Annotated in this window: 20 protein-coding genes; 9 read left to right on the forward strand and 11 right to left on the reverse strand. The window is 55.6% G+C overall.

Going from position 1 to position 19,665, the window contains the following annotated elements:
• The first annotated feature begins 22 nt into the window (after positions 1 to 22).
• Complete coding sequence (locus LG204_RS01630) at positions 23 to 247, forward strand: hypothetical protein (protein WP_230335648.1); 225 nt, start codon at positions 23 to 25, stop codon at positions 245 to 247.
• 35 nt (positions 248 to 282) lie between these two features.
• Here LG204_RS01630 and LG204_RS01635 read toward each other — a convergent pair whose 3' ends face one another.
• Positions 283 to 1,185, reverse strand: a complete 903-nt coding sequence (locus LG204_RS01635; protein WP_230335649.1) for a LysR family transcriptional regulator — start codon at positions 1,183 to 1,185, stop codon at positions 283 to 285.
• Between the two features lie 126 nt (positions 1,186 to 1,311).
• Between LG204_RS01635 and LG204_RS01640 the strand changes: the two genes are divergently transcribed.
• Complete coding sequence (locus LG204_RS01640) at positions 1,312 to 2,070, forward strand: SDR family NAD(P)-dependent oxidoreductase (RefSeq protein WP_230335650.1); 759 nt, start codon at positions 1,312 to 1,314, stop codon at positions 2,068 to 2,070.
• Between the two features lie 17 nt (positions 2,071 to 2,087).
• Here LG204_RS01640 and LG204_RS01645 read toward each other — a convergent pair whose 3' ends face one another.
• Both LG204_RS01645 and LG204_RS01650 read right to left on the reverse strand, forming a co-directional pair.
• Positions 2,088 to 3,011, reverse strand: a complete 924-nt coding sequence (locus tag LG204_RS01645) for a DedA family protein/thiosulfate sulfurtransferase GlpE (protein ID WP_230335651.1) — start codon at positions 3,009 to 3,011, stop codon at positions 2,088 to 2,090.
• A 3-nt stretch (positions 3,012 to 3,014) separates the two neighbouring features.
• On the reverse strand, positions 3,015 to 3,206 hold the full coding sequence (locus LG204_RS01650) for a YqaE/Pmp3 family membrane protein (protein ID WP_015831183.1): 192 nt from the start codon (positions 3,204 to 3,206) through the stop codon (positions 3,015 to 3,017).
• A gap of 231 nt (positions 3,207 to 3,437) precedes the next feature.
• Between LG204_RS01650 and LG204_RS01655 the strand changes: the two genes are divergently transcribed.
• Positions 3,438 to 4,154, forward strand: coding sequence for an MgtC/SapB family protein (locus tag LG204_RS01655; protein WP_230335652.1), 717 nt, complete (start codon positions 3,438 to 3,440; stop codon positions 4,152 to 4,154).
• Positions 4,155 to 4,164: 10 nt separating this feature from the next.
• Here the strand turns inward: LG204_RS01655 and yegD are convergent, their stop codons facing one another.
• Positions 4,165 to 5,421: a molecular chaperone gene (gene yegD, locus LG204_RS01660; protein ID WP_230335653.1), complete on the reverse strand. Its 1,257-nt coding sequence runs from the start codon at positions 5,419 to 5,421 to the stop codon at positions 4,165 to 4,167.
• Between the two features lie 219 nt (positions 5,422 to 5,640).
• Between yegD and LG204_RS01665 the strand changes: the two genes are divergently transcribed.
• Entirely contained in the window at positions 5,641 to 6,561 is a 921-nt protein-coding gene (locus LG204_RS01665) for a recombination-associated protein RdgC (protein WP_230335654.1), read from the forward strand.
• 4 nt (positions 6,562 to 6,565) lie between these two features.
• On the opposite strand, the gene LG204_RS01670 is transcribed toward LG204_RS01665, so the two are convergent.
• Both LG204_RS01670 and LG204_RS01675 read right to left on the reverse strand, forming a co-directional pair.
• Positions 6,566 to 7,429 (reverse strand): transglutaminase-like domain-containing protein, encoded by an 864-nt coding sequence (locus LG204_RS01670; RefSeq protein WP_230335655.1) that lies wholly within the window; start codon positions 7,427 to 7,429, stop codon positions 6,566 to 6,568.
• 124 nt (positions 7,430 to 7,553) lie between these two features.
• Positions 7,554 to 7,745, reverse strand: a complete 192-nt coding sequence (locus LG204_RS01675; protein ID WP_013443443.1) for a YjfB family protein — start codon at positions 7,743 to 7,745, stop codon at positions 7,554 to 7,556.
• A 217-nt stretch (positions 7,746 to 7,962) separates the two neighbouring features.
• On the opposite strand from LG204_RS01675, the gene LG204_RS01680 reads away from it, so the two are divergent.
• Positions 7,963 to 9,528 (forward strand): protein adenylyltransferase SelO, encoded by a 1,566-nt coding sequence (locus LG204_RS01680; RefSeq protein WP_407664157.1) that lies wholly within the window; start codon positions 7,963 to 7,965, stop codon positions 9,526 to 9,528.
• Between the two features lie 115 nt (positions 9,529 to 9,643).
• Here the strand turns inward: LG204_RS01680 and LG204_RS01685 are convergent, their stop codons facing one another.
• The gene (locus LG204_RS01685) at positions 9,644 to 10,375 is read right to left on the reverse strand and encodes a tetratricopeptide repeat protein (protein WP_230335656.1); all 732 of its coding nucleotides are present in this window, start codon (positions 10,373 to 10,375) and stop codon (positions 9,644 to 9,646) included.
• Between the two features lie 288 nt (positions 10,376 to 10,663).
• On the opposite strand from LG204_RS01685, the gene LG204_RS01690 reads away from it, so the two are divergent.
• Positions 10,664 to 11,980, forward strand: a complete 1,317-nt coding sequence (locus LG204_RS01690) for a hemolysin family protein (RefSeq protein ID WP_230335657.1) — start codon at positions 10,664 to 10,666, stop codon at positions 11,978 to 11,980.
• Positions 11,981 to 12,075: 95 nt separating this feature from the next.
• On the opposite strand, the gene LG204_RS01695 is transcribed toward LG204_RS01690, so the two are convergent.
• Together LG204_RS01695 and infA are read right to left on the reverse strand one after the other, a co-directional pair.
• Complete coding sequence (locus tag LG204_RS01695) at positions 12,076 to 12,279, reverse strand: cold-shock protein (protein WP_230335658.1); 204 nt, start codon at positions 12,277 to 12,279, stop codon at positions 12,076 to 12,078.
• A gap of 169 nt (positions 12,280 to 12,448) precedes the next feature.
• The gene (gene infA / locus LG204_RS01700; protein ID WP_013443448.1) at positions 12,449 to 12,706 is read right to left on the reverse strand and encodes a translation initiation factor IF-1; all 258 of its coding nucleotides are present in this window, start codon (positions 12,704 to 12,706) and stop codon (positions 12,449 to 12,451) included.
• 333 nt (positions 12,707 to 13,039) lie between these two features.
• Here infA and LG204_RS01705 point away from each other — a divergent pair, with 333 nt between their 5' ends.
• From LG204_RS01705 to LG204_RS01715, 3 genes are all read left to right on the forward strand, one after another.
• Positions 13,040 to 13,435: a hypothetical protein gene (locus LG204_RS01705; protein WP_230335659.1), complete on the forward strand. Its 396-nt coding sequence runs from the start codon at positions 13,040 to 13,042 to the stop codon at positions 13,433 to 13,435.
• A gap of 164 nt (positions 13,436 to 13,599) precedes the next feature.
• Positions 13,600 to 13,860: a hypothetical protein gene (locus LG204_RS01710; RefSeq protein ID WP_230335660.1), complete on the forward strand. Its 261-nt coding sequence runs from the start codon at positions 13,600 to 13,602 to the stop codon at positions 13,858 to 13,860.
• Positions 13,861 to 14,362: 502 nt separating this feature from the next.
• Positions 14,363 to 15,136, forward strand: coding sequence for an AraC family transcriptional regulator (locus LG204_RS01715; RefSeq protein WP_230335661.1), 774 nt, complete (start codon positions 14,363 to 14,365; stop codon positions 15,134 to 15,136).
• Here LG204_RS01715 and LG204_RS01720 read toward each other — a convergent pair.
• Together LG204_RS01720 and LG204_RS01725 are read right to left on the reverse strand one after the other, a co-directional pair.
• Positions 15,133 to 16,302 (reverse strand): efflux RND transporter periplasmic adaptor subunit, encoded by a 1,170-nt coding sequence (locus LG204_RS01720; protein WP_230335662.1) that lies wholly within the window; start codon positions 16,300 to 16,302, stop codon positions 15,133 to 15,135. The two genes, LG204_RS01715 and LG204_RS01720, sit on opposite strands and share 4 nt — an antisense overlap.
• Complete coding sequence (locus LG204_RS01725; RefSeq protein WP_230335663.1) at positions 16,292 to 19,495, reverse strand: efflux RND transporter permease subunit; 3,204 nt, start codon at positions 19,493 to 19,495, stop codon at positions 16,292 to 16,294. The genes LG204_RS01720 and LG204_RS01725 overlap by 11 nt, the downstream gene beginning before the upstream one ends.
• Between the last annotated feature and the right edge of the window lie 170 nt (positions 19,496 to 19,665).

Genomic DNA, 19,665 nt, shown 5'->3' on the forward strand with positions numbered 1-19,665 from the left:
ACAACAAGAGAAGGGAGACAACATGCCCTACAAGTTTTTGATGTTTTACTTTATCTCGCTCGGCATATGCTCGCTGTCCACCATCTACAAAACCAGCTGTTTCAAGAACATGCTATGCCGCCAGATATTGGGCAATATGTTCTGGAGCCTGATACCGATCGCCAACACCTTCAAGGCCGTTTTGTGGATTTATTCCATGATTGTAGACGCCTGGCGGCGGCGCCATGGGCAGTCGCCACAAGGCTGATTGAGGCATATGTTTTGCGAGGTAAGCACACAAGCTTACGCTGCCATGTAGGCATGCACTTTTTGCGTCAGCCATTCCATGAATGCCAATAAACGCCGCGACAGATGACGTCGGTGCGGATACAGCAGGGACACCGGCATCGGCTCCGCCTTGAAATCCGCGAGCACCTCCACCAGCTCACCCCGTTGCAGGTAAGGCCGCACGGCCACCACAGGCACCTGGATAATGCCGAGCCCAGCCAGACAAGCCATGCTGTAGGCGCTGGAATTATTGACCGTGACGCGCGCAGGGACCGGGCGATGTCGGCTCACTCCCGCCTCCATGTATTCAAAGCCGGAAGGCTTGGCCCCCAGCACCGAAACGTAGTGCACCATGTAATGCTCCGCAAGATCCTCCAGAGTCGTCGGCATCCCATATTGCTGGATATAGGCCGGGCTGACGCAGTTCACCATCTCAAGTGATCCCAGAGGCCTTGCCACCAGCCCAGACTCCGTCAATATCCCCACCCGCACGACACAATCAAAACCTTCACTGATCGGGTCAACCCGCCTGTCTGTGCTGCTGAGTTCGATTTCAATGCCCGGATGTCGCTGCATGAATTCTGGCAGCTGGGGAATCACCAGGTTGTGGGCCATGTTCAAGGGCATATCAACCCGCAAGCGGCCGCGTAGCAGGGTTTCTGTTTGCTGAAACAGGCTTTCCACCTCGTCCACCTCTGCCAGCAAATCCTTGCAGCGCTCATAAAACCGCTGACCATCCTGCGTGAGTTGCACTTTACGTGTGGTTCTGTGTAAAAGCCTCGCACCTAGCCGAGCTTCCAGCTGGCTCACTGCATTTGAAATACTGCCTTTTGGCAGTCCCAGGCTATCCGCCGCCTGGGTAAAACTTGCCAGTTCAGCGACCCGTACAAATACCTGCATGGCATCCAGTTTATCCATAAGCGCTCAATTGATCTGTTATTTTGAACAGTATAACTACTTGCGCCCAGTTTATTCGCTCCTAGACTGGTAATAGACTGTTTTCCAGCAAGCATTCATTGTGAATTTTTTAAGAGGAGAACCAGCATGACAAGCAAGATTGCAATTGTGACGGGAAGTAGTCGCGGGCTGGGCAAAAGCATGGCGCTGAGCCTGGCGGCCAAGGGGCAGGATGTCATCATCACTTATCATAGTCAGCGCGCAGAAGCAGAGGCCGTGGTCCGCGAGATCGAATCTCTGGGCCAGAAAGCCGTCGCACTTAAGCTGGATGTAGGCGATAGCGCTTCGTTTCCTGCTTTCGTGGAAGAGGTGAAGGCTGTATTGCAAGCGCACTGGCAGCGGGATCAGTTTGATTTTCTCGTCAACAATGCAGGCACCGGCATACATACCCCGTTTGCCCAGACGTCCGAAGCCGAGTTTGACCAGCTGGTGAATATCCACTTCAAAGGCGTGTTTTTCCTGACGCAGCAGTTACTTGGCCTGATTGCCGACCATGGTCGCATCATCAACATCTCCAGCGGACTGACGCGATTCTCCTTACCCGGCTATTCGGCCTACGCCGCCATGAAGGGGGCTGTGGAAGTGTTGACGCGCTATCTGGCAAAAGAGCTGGGGCCACGCGGCATTGCCGTGAATGTCGTGGCCCCTGGTGCCATTGAAACCGACTTTGGTGGTGGCACGGTGCGTGATAATGCCGAGGTGAATAAATTCGTGGCCAGCCAGACCGCCTTGGGACGCGTGGGCTTGCCCGACGATATCGGCCCCATGGTGGCATCGTTGCTGTCGGACGATAATCGCTGGGTGAATGCCCAGCGTATTGAAGTCTCAGGCGGGATGTTTGTGTAACTCGCCCTGAGTCTTGCTCAAGGCTCTATCTTGAAGCCGGCATCGACCCAGGCATCGATGCCGCCCTTGAGTGGCCGCACCTTGTGATATCCCCGCTTGATAAGCAGCTTGGCCATTTTGGCCGCGGTCACATCATTGGGGCATGAACAATACAGCACGATATCCGTATCGATATCGGTATCAATAAACACGGTATCAATGGTGTCCTCCGTCATGCTGAGCGCACCGGGAATACGACCATCGCCTTGCAGATGTGCAGGCCGGGCATCCACGATCACCGGGCGCGAGCCGCTTTTGAGCATGGTATCCAGTTCGTCCACCGAAATGCGCGCCATGCGCAGCGATTTGATAAAGCGGTGACGCTCCCACCATTTGTTTAGGATGAAGGCCACCAGGGCGATACCCAGCAACAGGGCACCCCACTTTCCCATCTCGCTCAGAATATCCAGCAACTCATCAATGGCGCTGCTGAACAGCGTGCCAAGCACAATGGCGGAGCCTGCCCAGATGGCAGCGCCCAGGCTGTCAAAAATGATAAAGGTCGTCACCCGCGTGCCCACGGTGCCCGCCAGCGCGCTGGATACCGAGGCAAAGCCGGGAATGAACTTGCAAAACAGCAGGGCAGGTGGCCCTATGCGCAGATACACCGATTCAGTTTGCCGCACACAGGAATCAGGCGACAGCGAAATGCGGCATAGCTTGCTCATGACCCGCCGGCCGAATCGGCGTCCGGCAAAATACCAGGCCAGATCTGCCAGCAGTGAAGCGATCACGGCGGTCAACAGCAGTTGCGCCGGACTATATTGGCCCTGAGTGAGCAGGGCGCCCGTCACCAGCAAGGTAGGGTAAGCGGGAATAGGCAGCCCGATCTGCTCAAGAAACACATTGGCAAACACGATCAGCAAGCCGTATTGCTGGAGCAGATCAAGCAAATGCTGCATGGATTATCTCGACTTCAAGGCGTCGGCGATTTTCTGATCGGTCTTGTACTGGCTCAGTGCATATACCGCCCAGATGGTCGCGGGTAGCCAACCGATAAGCGTGACTTGCAGAATCAGACAGACAATGCCTGCGATGGGACGGCCAATCGTGAAAAATGTCAGCCAGGGCAGAATAAGGGCAATCAGTAAACGCATGTCAGCGACCTATATGAAATGTTAACGCCCACTATATTAACAGCGTCTGCCGGATTACGGACCTTCCAACCAGAGAAGAACGTATAGATGAGGCCATGCCAGCGCGACCGCACATGCCATGCTGGAGGCGCCACCTCTATTCCCGATGGCGCTGATCATGAATACAAACAGCCAGGAAATCAGGATAATGCTAGCGGTCGCAAGATAACACTCTCCAAAAAGGAGCCCGCAGTGGAAGCCTGGCAAAACATCAACCTCCTCTCTTTACTCGATACCCTGATCAGTCTCAGCACGGCGTTTGTACTAGGCAGCCTGATTGGCTTTGAGCGTCAGTATCGGCAGCGCACAGCGGGGCTGCGCACCAATGTGCTGGTGGCAGTCGGCGCCGCCATCTTTGTCGATATGGCCAACCGATTAACCGGGCATGAAGGATCGGTGCATGTCGTGGCGTATGTTGTGTCGGGGATAGGCTTTCTCGGGGCAGGCGTCATCATGCGTGAACAGGGCAATGTGCGTGGCCTGAATACAGCGGCAACCTTGTGGGGCTCCGCAGCGGTGGGTGCCTGCGCTGGCGCCGATCTTCTGCTGGAATCCCTGCTGGGTGCGCTGTTTGTACTGGCCGCCAACACCCTTTTGCGGCCCGTGGTCAATCGTATCAACCGCCAGCCCATGGACACCCCGGCAGTGGAGCTAACCAATACAGTCTATGTGATTGCAGCGCGCACGCATCAGAAAGAAGCCATGTATCTGCTGGAGCAGGCACTGGAGCAAACCGGCTATCCGCTGCAAGCCCTGGTCATGCATGCCTTTGGCGAAAATGAAATCGAGATCGAAGCGACGCTGGCAGCCACCTCGGTCGATGGCCTGGTGCTGGATCAGGTGATCGATCAACTCAAGCAGAGCCCGCATGTGGGGCAGGCCTTCTGGAGCCCCAGCACCACAGATTAAGGAGTGCCCGCTAGCGGGAAAACCAGCGACTGGCATAGAGCGCCAGACCGCTGGCAACCCCGCCATGCATATTGCCCGTCACTAGCGGCATGTTATCGCCCATCACATTGCGTATCGCCTGCTGTATCACGGGTGATACAGCCGAGCCGCCGGTCAGGTAGGTTTTATCAATGCGCACGCCAGCCCCGGCACGCGCTTCTTCGATCACCTTGCGGATTTTTTCGGTGGCCTGGGTAATCGCCTGTTGCATCTGGTCACGGTTCATGCCGAGCTGCAACTCAGGCGCCACAAAATCCACATTGATATCGGTCTCAGCTGCATCTGTCAGGCGAATCTTGGCCTGCTCGGCGCTACGCACCAGACTGTGGGTCAGACGCTCGCGCCAGACCTTGTACAAGCGGCGGCGCGCTTCATCCGGCTCGCCATGTACCGGCATTTCAAACCGGTTGTAAAAGGCATGCTGGCTGGGAATGCTGTTGACGGAAATGGCATCAAACGCCTTGTGATGCAGTTCTCCATCTTTGCCGAAGTGCGGCATGATCTGGTGCCAGCCGATGTGAATATCAAGATCGGTGCCGCCGATGCGGGTACCGGCATACGACAACAGGTCAGCACTACGGTCCGCGCTCGCCCGGGCATGCGGCCCGACGCGCACCACGGAGCAATCCGTCGTGCCACCGCCCACATCCACCACCAGCAAGACCTCATCATTGACCAGCCCGTTTTCGTAATCCAGCGCCGCGGCCAGTGGTTCATACATGAAGATCACATCCTGCAAACCCGCTGCCAGCGCGGCTTCGCGCATAATAGTGAGTGCCTGCTCATCGCCGCGTTCGCCGTATACCCCATGGTACCGAATGGGGCGGCCTATCACCGCCTGGTGCAAGGACATGCCACTCGCCGCCCGCGCCTGTTGCATCAGCCGCTCCAGCATGCGGCTGATGATCACGGTGAAAAATTCCAGCTGGTCGCGGCTGAGGTCGCTGCCCAGAAACACCTTGGGGGACTTCACATACAGACCATCGGTGGGGCCTTCGGTATGCGCTTGAATGGCGGCACGGCCAAACAGCAAATCCCGGGCATCGCCCAGCTGCTGACGCAGCGTCATGCGCGCATCGTCTTCTTCATCCAGATGATCCGGGCGCTGGCGATAGACCGCCGATGGCAGATAAACACTCTCGCCTTCCAGCGGCAACAAGGTCACCACGCCATTCTGCGCCACCCCCACCGAAGAGTTGGACGTCCCGTAATCGATCCCGCAATGCATGCGCGGCCCCATCTGACAAAAGAGCAGGATTCTACCATTTGTCATGCCCCCAACGCTGGCTTACCCCATCACCTGACCTTGCCTGAGGTTGCCTGAACGAGAATATCCATAGCGCCATTCGGCCACGCTGGCAAGCAATCAATTTTTAAGGTGGATGCCCATGAAGCCACGGGATGAATAGGCGACTGAGGTAAAATGCCTTGTTTTTGAGTACGCACCATGTGGTTCAAAAACCTGCAGATTTATCGCATCTCCCAATGGAATACCCCAGTCGAAGCGCTGGAAGACCAACTGGCACGCCACGCCCTGCCAGACACTCCGACATCTGAAATGCAGCAAGCTGGCTGGATTGCACCAGCCGGTCCCGGCAAGCCATTTGTGCATGTGCAAGCTCAGCAAGTGCTGATTGCGCTGTGTGTGGAAAAGAAGATCCTGCCAACCAGCGTCATCAATCAATATGCCAAGGCACGCGCGCTGGAGCTGGAAGAACAGCAGGGCTATAAACCCGGGCGCAAACAGATGAAAGAGCTGAAGGAAGCGATTGCCGATGAGCTGCGGCCACGGGCGTTTTCATTGCGCCGCACCATTTATGCGTGGCTGGACCTTGCCAATGGCTGGTTTGTGGTGGATGCCGCCAGCGCCGCCCTGGCCGATACCTTGTTGGAGCAATTGCACAAGTCTGTCGATGGCTTTTCATTACGCTTGATCAAGACCAACCTTTCCCCCACCAGCGCCATGACAGGCTGGCTGGCGGGTCGTGAAGCGCCGCATGGTTTCAGCGTGGATCGGGATTGTGAATTGCGCGCGCTGGGCGATGACAAGGCCACTGTGCGTTATGTGCGGCATGACCTCGAGGCCGAGGAAATCCGCAAGCACATCCAGGGTGGCAAGCAGGTGACTCGCCTGGCCATGACCTGGCGTGACCGCATCGCCTTTGTGTTGAATGATGTGCTGCAGATCAAACGGCTGGAAGTATTGGATGTACTGAAAGAGGCGGCGGCCGATGTCGCTGCCGAAGAAATGTTCGACAGCGACTTTGTCATGATGAGCGGTGAGCTGAGTCAGCTATTGCCCGAGTTATTGTCAGCCCTGGGCAGTGAAGTCGACACAACACCCAAACCTCAGGCTACTGCTGCCTGAGCGATCAAGCGTCTGTAGAAACCGCCTGATCGCTGTGTTGAGGCAGCACGATGCCGGACGCCACGTCCTGCAATGCCTCAATCTCGATCAGCGGCGCCCAGGAATTAATCGCGCCGAACACCGTGGCAAAGGATACATCGGCGGCATCGCGGCCCGTGCCCAGCCGTATTAATCCGAGGCGCGGCGAGATGCCGGTGGGCTCAAACACATACCAGCGATCGCCCAGATACACTTCAACGTATGCATGAAAGTCATGCGGACCACTGGCCGGGTCCGAGCCGTAGTCCACGCCAGTCACAAAGCGAGCCGGCATATTCAGGGCGCGGCACAAGGCAATCATCGCATGCGAAAAGTCACGGCATACACCGGCTTTCTGCTCGATGACGTCGGTCGCCGCACTCATGCTGTTGGTGCTCCCCGGCAAATAGGCGAGGTTGCCATGCACCCAGTCGCACACCGCCTTCACGCGCGCATAACCGCGGGGCAGATGACCAAACTGCTGGTTGGCAAATGCTTGCAGCAGATCAGACTGGCAATAGCGGCTGGGGTAAAGATAGCGCAGGTATTTGATGGGGATATCGGTGATCGCCACTTCTTCCAGCGTGTCGGGCGTCTCCAGCTGATGATCAACCTCTACTGTCGCCGAGTAATGCACTTCCAGCGGACCGGCCTCAGCCTGACAACGCACATAGCGCGTGCCATAGAAGGTGTCTTCATATATTTCATATTGAAGGGGCTGGCTGAACTGCAGACGTTCGTTAATGACGGACTGGTTAGCCGTCTGAGCCGCATGCAAATTGAGGATGAAGTCGGCGCGAGGATCCAGCACTTCATACTTGAGGCTGATGGCCAATTGCATTTTGATCATGATGGTATCTTGAGGTAGGGATACCCCATGATACGTTAGTACTTACTTAGCAGGCATCGGCATTTCGCCTATAAGCTTATCCGTGCCATCCTACAAGACGGGCAAGCGAAACGCGGGGGCAGGGTCAGGCGGTGGTATTGATATTCTGGCCGAGATGATCTGGCAAGTTTTGTATTTTAGGCAGGGCTTCTATCATGCCCGCAGCGGCTGTCGCCTGCGCGTCCAGCGCCTTTTTCAGCACTTCCATGCTAACGGCTTGCCCGGCTTTGGTCTCTGCCATGCTGGCGGCTACGGTGGCACTGGTCACAGAATCCATACAATTCTCCTCATCTACACCACTGTATCGGCAGACTTTAGAATTACTTTAGGGCCTTCACAAAAAAACTTGCTCAAGCCCGGCAAAACTTGTGTATCCCATGGCGGTCTGTTCTGATTGAATGCGCGATTCTGCTAGACTCAGCAAAGTCGCAGGTCCAGCCCACGCGGCATTCCCCGTCATCGGGGCCAACTCTCCATTTACACGCAAGGTCATGATGCTGTCTTTCGATAATCGCCTGCTAAACGAACTCCCCGGTGACCCGATACAGGGTGCCCAGCTGCGCCAGGTCCAGGGTGCACTCTGGTCGCGGGTGGCTGCAACGCCCGTCAGCGCTCCGCGCCTGGTGGCATGGTCACCTGAAATGGCCGCCACACTTGGGCTTACAGCGGCTGATATGCAATCGGACGCCATGCTGCAAGCGCTGTCTGGCAATGGCCTGTTGCCCGGCATGCAGCATTACGCCACCTGTTATGGCGGCCATCAGTTCGGCAACTGGGCCGGCCAGCTGGGCGATGGGCGCGCCATTTTTCTGGGGGAGACCGTGAGCGCGGCTGGCGAACGCTGGGAGCTGCAACTCAAGGGAGCAGGCGCCACGCCATATTCCCGTCGCGCAGATGGCCGGGCAGTGTTGCGCTCGTCATTACGCGAATTTTTATGCAGTGAAGCCATGTTTCATCTAGGCATCCCCACCACACGGGCACTGAGCCTGGTGACGACAGGCGATACCGTGATTCGCGACATGTTTTACGATGGCCACCCGGAGCGCGAGCCAGGTGCCATCGTCTGCCGCGTTGCGCCATCGTTCATCCGGTTTGGGCATTTTGAGCTGCCCGCTTCGCGCGGCGATATTGATCTGCTGCGACGCCTCACGGAATTCACCATGCAACGCGACTTTGCCGACATGGCGTTCCCCGGCGACATGCCCCTGCACGAGCGCGTGCCCATCTGGTTTGGCGAGATCTGTCGCCGCACGGCCCTGTTGATGGCGGAGTGGATGCGCGTGGGGTTTGTACATGGCGTCATGAATACGGACAACATGTCCATCCTCGGGCTCACCATTGATTACGGCCCCTATGGCTGGATAGACAATTTTGATCCCGGCTGGACTCCCAATACCACCGACGCCTCCGGCCGCCGCTACTGCTTTGGCCGCCAACCTGATATCGCGCGCTGGAACCTGGAACGGCTGGCAGAAGCGCTGGCGCTTTTGTTGCCCGAGCCTGCGCCGCTTGTCGAAAGCCTGGGCATATTTGACAGCACCTATGGTCAGGCCTGGAGTCAGGGTCTGGCCGCCAAATTCGGGCTGAGCGACTGGCAGGATGACGATGCCGCCTTGATGAGCGAGATTTTTGAATTGATGACACGGGCGGAAGTCGACATGACCATGTTCTTTCGTCTGCTGGGCGACATGGATATGCAATCCCCCAATGCAGAAGCGCTACGCGCAGCGTTTTATCGCGAGGAGTTGTGGCAGGATTTCCACCTGCCCCTGTACTCCTGGCTGCAACGCTATGGCGAGCGGCTCAAGCACGACAACCTGCCGCAGACGGCGCGACGGACCGCCATGCACAAGGTGAACCCACGCTTTGTGCTGCGTAATTATCTGGCGCAGCAGGCCATAGACCAGGCCACCGAGGGCGACACCACTATTCTGCAGCAATTGTTCAGCGCCATGCGGCAGCCTTACGATGACCTTCCGCAACATGCGCCTCTTTATGCATTACGGCCGGATTGGGCGCGGCAGAAAGCAGGCTGCTCCATGCTCTCTTGCAGTTCATAAATCGCCCGCCCACATCCACATTTTCTGTGGATAACTATGTGGGCTCGCTGCGGAAGGTGACGCCAAGTGCATGATGCAATAGCGAAGCCTCGCTATTGGTCACAATTGTGTCATCTCAGGCCAGCTTGCAGCTGCGGTAATGCTGGGCTTGGCAACTTTGCGCCAGGGCTTTGGCTTCCGCCAGCTGTTCCGGTGTCATCTTGGCTTCGAGATACATGAGTATTTTTTTGCGCTTGGCACTGCGCCCATGGGCATCCTGCGGATTTTCGGCCGCGAGCCAGATCCACATATAACCATTCACCATACTGGCTGGCACGCCTTCGCCTTCCAGATACATATTGCCGAGATTGAACTGGGCGTCACTATCCCCTTGCTCCGCTGCCAGGCCAAACCATTTCAGGGCTTCGGGAATATCCTGCGGCACCACATCACCACGCAAGTAAACAATGCCCAGATTAAGCTGCGATCGCACATGGCCTTGCTCCGCGGCCTTGCGATACCACTTGATTGCCTCGTCGTAATCCATGGGAACCCCGCCATCTCGACTAAAGTAAATCACCCCCAATGCATATTGCGCCTCCGGAAAACCCTGGTCAGCAGACAGACGGTACCACTTCACCGACTCTTGAGGATTTTCTGGAACACCGTCACCCCGGGCATACATCAGCCCAAGGTTGTACTGGGCTTTGGCATCCCCTGCAGCCGCCAACTCGCGGTATATAGCCGCTGCCTGCCCAAACTTGCCGGCATCCACGGCCACCTTGGCGTCATCCAGACTTGCCGCAATAGCCGTGACGGACAATAGCAAGGCCACACATACGATATATCCCAATAAACGTTTCACCATCGCCTCCTGGCCGGTCAAAAATCAATCAAGCCGCGCGTTTACAAACCTTTATGGCTTGATGCCCAGCCTACTATACAGCTCTGTATGGGCAAGCAATCGCAATGGATAGTTCCACCACTGCAAGACGCTCGGCCATTCCACTACGGCATAACCCCGTGCAAGCCGCGCCAGCGCTTAAGTAGGCGCAATCATCGCTTTTAATGGATAATCTCTGCTGTGCCTGTTTGCACAATTTTCCCGCAACAACGCCTTTGACCCAGGAACCCTGTTCCCGAAAGCCACCGCGACATGCTGACCGATGTATTACTGATTATTTTTGCCGGATTGCTGGTGTTGCTAAACGGATTTTTCGTGGCTGCAGAGTTCGGCCTCGTCAAACTACGGGCAACCCGCGTGCGTGCCATGGCCAAGACCTATGGCTGGCGCGGCCGCATTCTCACCCGCGTACACAGCCAGCTCGACGCCTACCTCTCAGCGTGTCAGCTCGGCATCACTCTGGCCTCGCTGGGCCTGGGCTGGGTAGGCGAACCGGCGTTTGCCGAGCTGCTTACCCCCCTGTTACATGCCGCAGGCATTGATAGCCCGCGCATTGTGCATCTGGTGGCATTCTCGCTGGCATTCTTCATTATTTCGTTCCTGCATATCGTGGTGGGCGAACTGGTACCAAAATCGCTTGCCATTCGCTCTGCCGAAAAAGTCGGGCTGTGGACCGCACCCGCGCTGTATGGGTTTTACTGGGTCATGTATCCCGCGATCTGGATACTTAACCACAGTGCCAATCTGGTATTGGGGGTGCTGGGGCTAAAAAGTGCGACATCCCACGACTCGCATTATTCGGCGGATGAGCTCAAGGTCATCCTGCGCAGCTCGCGCGCTGACGACAAATTCAGCCGTAGCGAGTGGCGCGTGCTGGCACAGGCCATCGACTTCCGCGAGCTGGATGTGGCCGATGTGATGCGCCCGTTCCACGAGGCAGTGGTATTGCATGAAGGCGACAGCCTGGAAGCCAATCTGCAAAAAATCGTGCAGCAGCGTTACAGCCGCTACCCCTATATGGAAACCTCGGGCGAAGTCATCGGCATCATCCACCTGAAAGACCTGTTTGTCGCCCAGCACAAAGGCCGTCTGGAAGATATTGAAGATCTGGTACGGCCGATTGCCATGGTCTCGCCTGATCTACCTGCGACTGAGCTTTTCAGGCGCTTTCAGCAGGGCGCGCCCCACTTTACCGTGGTGGGTTATGAGGGCAGCCCGCCGGTCGGGTTTGTCACGCTGGACAACCTGCTGAGCGCGCTGGTCGGCGAGATACGCGATGAATTCAGGCAATCGCTCAGCGAATGGACCAAGCTTGATGATGGCTCGCTACTGGGCAAGGCCAGCCTGCCCATTCCAACCTTGGAGCGCACACTGGGGATTGATATAGACTCCAACGCGGCGGATAGTGTCGGCGGACTGATTCTGTGGAAACTGGGCGACTTGCCGGAAGAAGGGCAAAAGATCGAATTCGAGCAATTCAGCATCGTCGTCAAGAAAATGGTGGGCCCACGCATCTTGCTGGTGCGGGTGTATCCAAAGTTCGACGATGAGATGGGGCTGGGAGGCTAGAAAGCCGGATGCAAAACACGTTGGGGAATCAATAACAACAGGCAATAAAAAACGGAGCACTAGGCTCCGTTTTTCACATCAAACCTAATACAGGATTAGGCTTTTTGAATGTTCGATGCTTGCTTGCCTTTAGGGCCATCGATGACTTCGAAAGAAACGCGGTCGTTGTCTTTCAGGCTCTTGTAGCCAGTGTCGGAAATTGCCGAATAGTGCGCGAACAGATCGCTGCCACCGTCATCGGGAGTAATAAAGCCGAAGCCTTTAGAATCATTGAACCACTTAACAATACCTGTTGCCATTTTGATACTTTCTAACTAAAAGGGAGGCTCCCCGAAAGTTTGAATAAAAACCATATAAAACAAATTATTAATTCTTAATTACAAACGCCTGAAAAAGGTTTTACGCAGTAATCAGCACCCTGTCAACCAATATTTAAATATATTTGCGTGGGCGCGAATCAAAAACAGCTTAATAAGTACGGCGACGCGGCACGAATGCACCACGGTTTTCAATGTGACGGAAGGTGATACGACCCTTGCTGACGTCATAAGGCGACAGCTCCAGCGTCACCTTGTCACCCGCCAGAATGCGGATGTTGTTCTTGCGCATCTTGCCTGCAGTATAAGCCACCAGTTTGTGACCATTTTCCAGGGTGACCAGAAAACGGGAATCCGGCAGGATTTCGGCAACTACGCCGCTCATTTCGATTAGTTCTTCTTTTGCCATCGCTGACCCATCCTTTTAGTAAATTAAAGTTCGTGTTGTGAAAATGTTGTCGACCGATACAACATTCGGGACAAACACGCGAGGCAAGAAAGCGAAGACATGTGCATCAGAAAATGGCAACGCACAAGGAAGACTATTTTTTACCAAGTGCAGCACTATGCGCCAAGTTGACTACTTAAGCAATGAAAAAAGCCATGACAGCTTAAATAATCAGCAGCTTAGCCGCATAAATCCTATATCCCCATGGGGTTTACAGCCAGCTTGCGCTAGAATGGCGACTGGATTATTTGCCGGACTGATTTCCGGTGCTCACGTGAATAATTGATGCCTGCCATGAGAAAAGAAACCTTTATATTCCTGTCCAGTTCGGCCGTAGTCTTGATTATCATCGGCATCATGCTGGAGCTGGGTGTTGCACAGCAGCGCGCTTCCATTATCACTACCCGCTATGCTCATTGCGAAGAAGCCCCCTCCCTCCCTGGCAAGCCATCGAGCGACGGCTGCCAGCTTGAGGTGAAGGACTACACCAAGAATGGCGACCTGCTGGTTTTTCTGGACAAGGACAACAAGCAGGGCATGCTGCCCATTAGTGCCGTTAAATCCATTGTGGCGCAAGCTGCACCACCATTTAGCATATTCCGCAACATCTACCTGCTGATTGGTGTGCTGCTGCTGCCACTCAGCATCGTGTTATACCGCTTGAGCAAATACGGGAAGCCCACCGTCTGATAGTCTGCAATCGCAGGATAGGCGCCATTTCATGGCACCTCAAGCTCCCTTTGTCACCCTACTGAAAAACATCTTTAACCTGACTGTCACCAATCTGGCACAAAGTCTGCTTATTATTGAAGTGTCATCCATGTTTAAGCAATGTCAGTTAGGAAGGAGTGATCATGATTATTACCCACACATATAACGGCTACGAACTTAGCGCTACGTTTTACCAGAAAGCCGAACGTTACTATCCCTCCGTCAGCATCATCGCGCTGCATGACAGCCAGCGCAGCTCTGTCATGGCGCCTCCATGCCCAGGCAATGGCTTTGGCAACAAAGACGACGCCTTGATGCTGGGCATCGGTTTTGCGCGTGATGCGGTCGATGGCAAGATCAAGAACTTTTGCATGGAAAGTCTGCAGTTCAAAAAATCTGCCTGATTTACCTGTCTTTGCCATTTTCGTGCGACACGGCTGTCACTGGCTAACGACTGCCTCAAGAAATCTCGACACGCTGGCTGCCTAGTGCAGGCTTTGTTTTTTCACTTTAAAAATCATGCCTAAGTTAGCATTTTGTAACATTTTTACACAGGCTCGAAAAAACTCTTACAAAGCGTTACACCGCTGTCATCGTTAAGCAATAACCACCCGCTATGATGCATACATGGTTTCTGCTGGTTAAGCATCCAGCAGCGACAGGCTGATCGGTCCATGTCATCCAAACTGACAAAGATCACCATTTATTGCTTATCTCTCTCTTCAAGTTGTTTGTTCCACGCCTCCTGCCCGGGTTCCCGGGCATTTTTTTGCCTGATGCATATGCAGGTATGCCCGATTACCAAATAAGAATTTCACATCACCAAATGGCTCTGATTATAATTAATGCCGTTCATTACCCTGGATTGCCATCATCAGCTCGCTTCCCGATCATATCTGGAGAACCTTGGCATCAAGCGCAGACCCCGACAGCTCGGACCGCCCTGTCGTTGCCATCAGCGTAGACCACGCCAAAGGACAAAGTGTGGAAACACACACCCACGAGCGCGGGCAGTTGATGTTTGTCGTATCGGGCAGCATGCGGATTACGACGATTGAAGGAGCGTGGATTACCCCGCCGGGCCGGGCATTCTGGGTACCAGCAGGCACGCATCATAGCGTGGTCTATCCACAACCTGCCCGCCTGCACACAGCCTACATCCGCCATGATCTGCTACACAACCTGCCTGCCAGCTGCCGGGTACTCAAGCTTTCGCCTTTATTGCGTGAGCTGGTGATACGAGCCGCGGCTTCGGGATGGGAATATACGGACGACAGCCCGCAGGCAAGAATGATGCAGGTGTTGATAGACCAGATTGCCCAGGAAAAAGAAGCGCCGCTATTCTTGCCTGAGGCACGGGACCATCGCGTACGCCGTGTCACGCAAGCCTTGCATGAAAATCCCGGTGACACGCGTCCTCTGGAGCAATGGTGTCACCTGGCAGGGGCAAGCTCGCGCACGCTGTCGCGCCTCTTCATGCAGGACACCGGCATGACCTTCACCGCATGGCGCCAGCAGTTATGCCTGATAAGTGCTGTGGAACTGCTGCTGGAAGGGCAGAGCGTCACGCAGATTGCCCTGCGGCTTGGCTACGCCAGCACCGGCAGTTTTACCAGCATGTTCAGCCGCGTGATGGGGGCTCCACCTACGGCTTACCTGAATCGCTGGGAACAGGCCTAGCCGGCTTTTTTTTCAGGCGCAGCGGCATCCTGCTTGATCAGCACTTTGGTACCATCAGCAATGCCATCCGGCGGGTTGTCGATGATACGATCTGTCGCCGATATACCATCGCTGAGCTCCAGCGCACTGCCAAGATCGCGGGCAACTGTAATGGCTTTGCGCTTAACTGTGCCATCTTCAGCAACCACGGCAACCTGCATGCCTTTGGCATCAAAAATCAAGGCACTCGCGGGGATGCTAAGCCGTGATGCCTGACCTTGCAGGTTAAAGCTGACGCGGGCATAACTCCCCGGCAACAGCTTGCCATCGGCATTGTTCAGGCTGAGCTGCATCAGGCTGGTGCCGGAGCTGGCATCCACGGATTGTGAAGCAGAGGCCACTTTTGCCTGAAATACCTGGCCTGGCTGCTCCGGCACCGTCACATCCGCCGTGTCGCCGGGCTTGATGCTGCCAAGATATGCCTGCGGCACGCTGACGTACAAACGCAGGCGACGATTGTCAGATACCACAAACAGCGCGGGGCCACTGCCACTTCCTACATTGATGAGCGCGCCAGTATCGGTGTTGCGCGACGTTACCACTCCATCAAAAGGCGCAACAATCCGCGCAAATGCCTTGGTCGCCACAAGACGGTCCAGATTGGCTTGTGCCGATTGCAACAGCGCCTGCTTGGCAGCGTAGTCGCCTACTTTTTCGTCGACTTCCTGATGCGATACCGAATTGGTATCGAGCAGCGATTGCAGTCGCTTGGCCGTAATCGCTGCAAGGTCAACATTCGCCTTGGCAGTTGCCACTTCAGCACGCGCTTGCAGCAACTGCTGATCCAGATCCGGCGTTTCAATTTCCGCAATCAGTTGTCCGGTCTTCACGGGAGTCCCTATATCAGCTTTCCAGGATTTCAGATAGCCGCTGACACGCGCATACAGTGGCGCTGCTGCATAAGCTTCAAATCGCCCGGGCAATTCGAGTGGCTTGCCGCCTGTGATTTCGGTGGCATTGATAACACTCACCGAAATATCCGCCTGCTGCTCGGTCCAGCTCTTGAGCGTGCGGGCATTTTGGGCACGGGCCGTAATGCCTACGATCAGCACCCCCAGCAACACGACGCCTATGGCAAGGGCGCCTATGCGTAATGATCGTGGCGTCTTATGGGTTTCAGATGACATGCGGCTCTCCATTTACTTGTGGCTGGGACGCAGCAGGTTTAAAGCGTGCGTGCACCATGCTAAATACGACAGGTACAAAAATCAGGGTAGTGATAGTGGCAAAAAGCAGGCCACCGATGACGGCACGGCCCAGCGGCGCATTCTGCTCGCCGCCTTCACCCAGGCCCAGGGCCATGGGTGCCATGCCGATCATCATCGCCAATGCGGTCATCAGCACCGGGCGGAATCGTACAAAACCGGCCTCAAGGGCAGCAGCCGTCGCATCGCCCAGCACATCCAAGCGCTCGCGGGCAAAGCTGATCACCAGCACACTATTGGCCGTGGCTACCCCCATGCACATGATCGCGCCAGTCAGCGCCGGAACAGACAACGGCGTAAAGGTCGCAAACAGCATCCAGATAATGCCGGCAATCGCTGCAGGCAAGGCGCTGACGATCACGAACGGATCGCTCCATGACTGGAAGTTGACCACGATCAGCAGATAAATCAGCACGATGGCACCCAACAGACCGAACAACAAGCCATTGAAGGATCGCTCCATGGTCTGCACCTGGCCCATCAAGGCCACGGTGCTGCCTTTGGGCACATCCTGCGCGGTCTCGTCCAATATCTTGCGGATATCGGCAGCCACCGCGCCCAGGTCTCTATCCTGCGTGCTGGCATGCACCTGGATCATGGGCTGAATATCGTACTGGCTGACGATGGCATTGGCACGATCACGAGTAAAGGTGGCAACACCGCCCAATATCGACGTGACGTCATTCGCGCTGCCGCTCATGGGCAGGTTTTCAAGCTTGGAAAGCGAATTCATCTCGTATTGCGGCGTCTGCATCACAATCGGATAAGACACGCCATTGGCAGGATTCAGCCAGTAGGTAGGCGCCACTTGGCTGCTACCAGCCAGATTGACGATCACGTTATTGGTCACATCGCGCGTGGTCAGCCCCAGCTCCTGCGCCCGCGTACGATCAATATCGATCTTGAACACGGGACTGCTGCGCGACTGCTGTATACGCGCATCGGCAATGCCCGGCACCTGGCGTATACGCTCAAGCAGCTTGTTGGCATAGTCAAAATTGGCTTCACGATTTGCCCCGCGAATCTGGATATCGACCGGCGCAGGCGAACCGAAATTCAGAATCTGGCTGACGATGTCGGCAGGCGGGAAGGAAAAGGTAGTGCCCGGGAACTGCCGTGGCAAGCGCTCCCGCAGAGCTTTCACATAGTCCGCCGTTGGTTGGTGGCCTTCAGCCAGCGCAATCTGGATATCGCCATCCTGCGCGCCAATAATGCCGGTGTTGTTGTAGGTCAGGTTGATCGAGCTGATCGGCTGGCCGATGTTATCCACCATGGTCACAATCTCATGTGCCGGAATCACCTCACGGATCGCCGCCTGAATATCCGCAAATTGCGCGGCGGTCTCTTCCAGACGTGTACCCACCGGCACGCGCACATGCATCAGAATCTGTCCGCCATCCACCGCCGGGAAGAAGTTGCGGCCGAGGAAAGGCACCAGCGCAAACGACAGCATGACAAAGGCCATAAATCCAATGACGAATTTCTTGCGGTTGCGCATGGCGACATGCAACCAGCCGTGATACCCCTCGCGCACGCGCTCGAAACGCGCCTCAAAACCACGCTGAAACCTCACCAGAGGATTGCGTGATGGTGGCAAGGCCGCATGATTGCCATGCAAATCCGTATGCGGCGCATGCGGCTTGAGCAGATACTTGGCCATGGTTGGCACCAGCGTACGCGACAAGATGAACGAGCTGACCATGGCAAAAATCACCGCCTCGGCCATGGGCACAAACAGGAAGCGTGACACGCCCTCCAGCAAGAACATCGGCACGAAGACGATACAGATACAGAGCAGCGACACGAACGCTGGCGTCACGATTTGCGCCGCGCCATCGAGAATAGCGGGCTCCACCTGCTTGCCTTGTTCCAGATGCCAGTTGATGTTCTCAATGGTCACCGTAGCATCATCCACCAGAATACCCACTGCCAAGGCCAGACCACCCAGCGTCATGATATTGAGCGTTTCGCCAAAGGCATTCAGCGCAAAAATGGCGCCCAGAATGGAGAGCGGAATAGATACCGCAATAATCACGGTAGAACGCCAGCTGCCGAGAAAAAGCAGGATCATCAGGCTGGTCAGCACCGCCGCAATCGCGCCTTCAAAGGCAACGCCCTTAACGGCAGCCCGCACGAAGATAGATTGGTCATTGATAGGCACCGCTTCCAGATTATCCGGCAAGGTCGGCTTGATTTCCTGCAAGCGTGCCTTGACCCCGGACACGATATCCAGCGTTGAAGTCGCCCCGTTTTTCAGCACGGACATCAGCACCGACTTGGCGCCATCCACGTGCACAATATTGCTTTGCGGCGGGTTGCCATCACGCACAGTGGCGACATCGCGAATGTACACGGTCGCACCATTGACCACCTTGATCGGGAAATTGCCAATATCGTCCATCGCGCCAGCGGCATTATTCAGCTGTAGCGTATATTCCTGCACACCGATTTTTTGCGTACCGACTGGCAAAATCAGATTCTGTGCGGCCAGCGCATTGGCGACATCCTGTGCTGCCAGGCCACGGGCCTGCAAGGCAGTCGGGTTCAAGTCGATTTGCACCTGTCGCGTCTTGCCGCCAAAGGGATACGGCACCGCGGCGCCTGGCACGGTAACCAGCCGCGTGCGTATAGTATTCAGTCCAAGATCGCCCAACTGTTGCTCGGACAAGCCCTTGCCGGAAAGCGCAATCTGCAAGATAGGCACCGTAGAAGCGCTGTAGTTGAGGATCAGCGGTGGGGTAACGCCCGTGGGCATCTGCCGCAGTATCACCTGCGATACGGCGGTCACCTGCGCATTGGCGGTGGCGATGTTCACACCCGGCTGGAAGAAAATCTTGACGATGCCGAAGCCGTTATACGAGTTGGCTTCGATGTGCTCAATGTCATTCACCGTCGTAGTGAGCACGCGCTGATACACCGTGGCGATACGCCCTGCCATCTGATCCGGCGGCATGCCGGTGTATTGCCAGGCCACGGCGATCACCGGGATGCGAATCTCCGGGAAAATATCTGTCGGCATGCGCAACGCGGACAAAATGCCCAGGATAAGCAGCAGGATAGACATCACTACAAACGTATAGGGGCGCTTAAGTGCAATCTGAACAATGCTGAACATACGAACTTTCAAAACGCCATGAGGCGTTTACACAAGTGAACAATAGGAAATACCACGAGAATAATGTCAGGAATCCATGCCAGGATGAGCATTACCGCAGCTGAACATTATGCGTATTCCACCCGTCTCGTGCTTGGGCAATCCTGCCATATTATTCAACTTTTACGCTA

The sequence above is a fragment of the Methylovorus menthalis genome (genome assembly GCF_020523625.1).
Classification (GTDB): Bacteria; Pseudomonadota; Gammaproteobacteria; order Burkholderiales; family Methylophilaceae; genus Methylovorus; species Methylovorus menthalis.

Excerpts from the sequence above, each read along its gene's own strand:
- LG204_RS01705 (WP_230335659.1), top strand. The coding sequence starts at position 13,040 with ATGAGAAAAGAAACCTTTATATTCCTGTCCAGTTCGGCCGTAGTCTTG.
- LG204_RS01645 (WP_230335651.1), bottom strand. The coding sequence starts at position 3,011 with ATGCAGCATTTGCTTGATCTGCTCCAGCAATACGGCTTGCTGATCGTG.
- LG204_RS01690 (WP_230335657.1), top strand. The coding sequence starts at position 10,664 with ATGCTGACCGATGTATTACTGATTATTTTTGCCGGATTGCTGGTGTTG.
- LG204_RS01685 (WP_230335656.1), bottom strand. The coding sequence starts at position 10,375 with ATGGTGAAACGTTTATTGGGATATATCGTATGTGTGGCCTTGCTATTG.
- LG204_RS01635 (WP_230335649.1), bottom strand. The coding sequence starts at position 1,185 with ATGGATAAACTGGATGCCATGCAGGTATTTGTACGGGTCGCTGAACTG.
- LG204_RS01670 (WP_230335655.1), bottom strand. The coding sequence starts at position 7,429 with ATGATCAAAATGCAATTGGCCATCAGCCTCAAGTATGAAGTGCTGGAT.
- LG204_RS01720 (WP_230335662.1), bottom strand. The coding sequence starts at position 16,302 with ATGTCATCTGAAACCCATAAGACGCCACGATCATTACGCATAGGCGCC.
- LG204_RS01710 (WP_230335660.1), top strand. The coding sequence starts at position 13,600 with ATGATTATTACCCACACATATAACGGCTACGAACTTAGCGCTACGTTT.
- infA (WP_013443448.1), bottom strand. The coding sequence starts at position 12,706 with ATGGCAAAAGAAGAACTAATCGAAATGAGCGGCGTAGTTGCCGAAATC.
- LG204_RS01725 (WP_230335663.1), bottom strand. The coding sequence starts at position 19,495 with ATGTTCAGCATTGTTCAGATTGCACTTAAGCGCCCCTATACGTTTGTA.
- LG204_RS01665 (WP_230335654.1), top strand. The coding sequence starts at position 5,641 with ATGTGGTTCAAAAACCTGCAGATTTATCGCATCTCCCAATGGAATACC.
- LG204_RS01680 (WP_407664157.1), top strand. The coding sequence starts at position 7,963 with ATGCTGTCTTTCGATAATCGCCTGCTAAACGAACTCCCCGGTGACCCG.
- LG204_RS01630 (WP_230335648.1), top strand. The coding sequence starts at position 23 with ATGCCCTACAAGTTTTTGATGTTTTACTTTATCTCGCTCGGCATATGC.
- LG204_RS01650 (WP_015831183.1), bottom strand. The coding sequence starts at position 3,206 with ATGCGTTTACTGATTGCCCTTATTCTGCCCTGGCTGACATTTTTCACG.
- LG204_RS01695 (WP_230335658.1), bottom strand. The coding sequence starts at position 12,279 with ATGGCAACAGGTATTGTTAAGTGGTTCAATGATTCTAAAGGCTTCGGC.
- LG204_RS01640 (WP_230335650.1), top strand. The coding sequence starts at position 1,312 with ATGACAAGCAAGATTGCAATTGTGACGGGAAGTAGTCGCGGGCTGGGC.
- LG204_RS01675 (WP_013443443.1), bottom strand. The coding sequence starts at position 7,745 with ATGGATTCTGTGACCAGTGCCACCGTAGCCGCCAGCATGGCAGAGACC.
- yegD (WP_230335653.1), bottom strand. The coding sequence starts at position 5,421 with ATGCATTGCGGGATCGATTACGGGACGTCCAACTCTTCGGTGGGGGTG.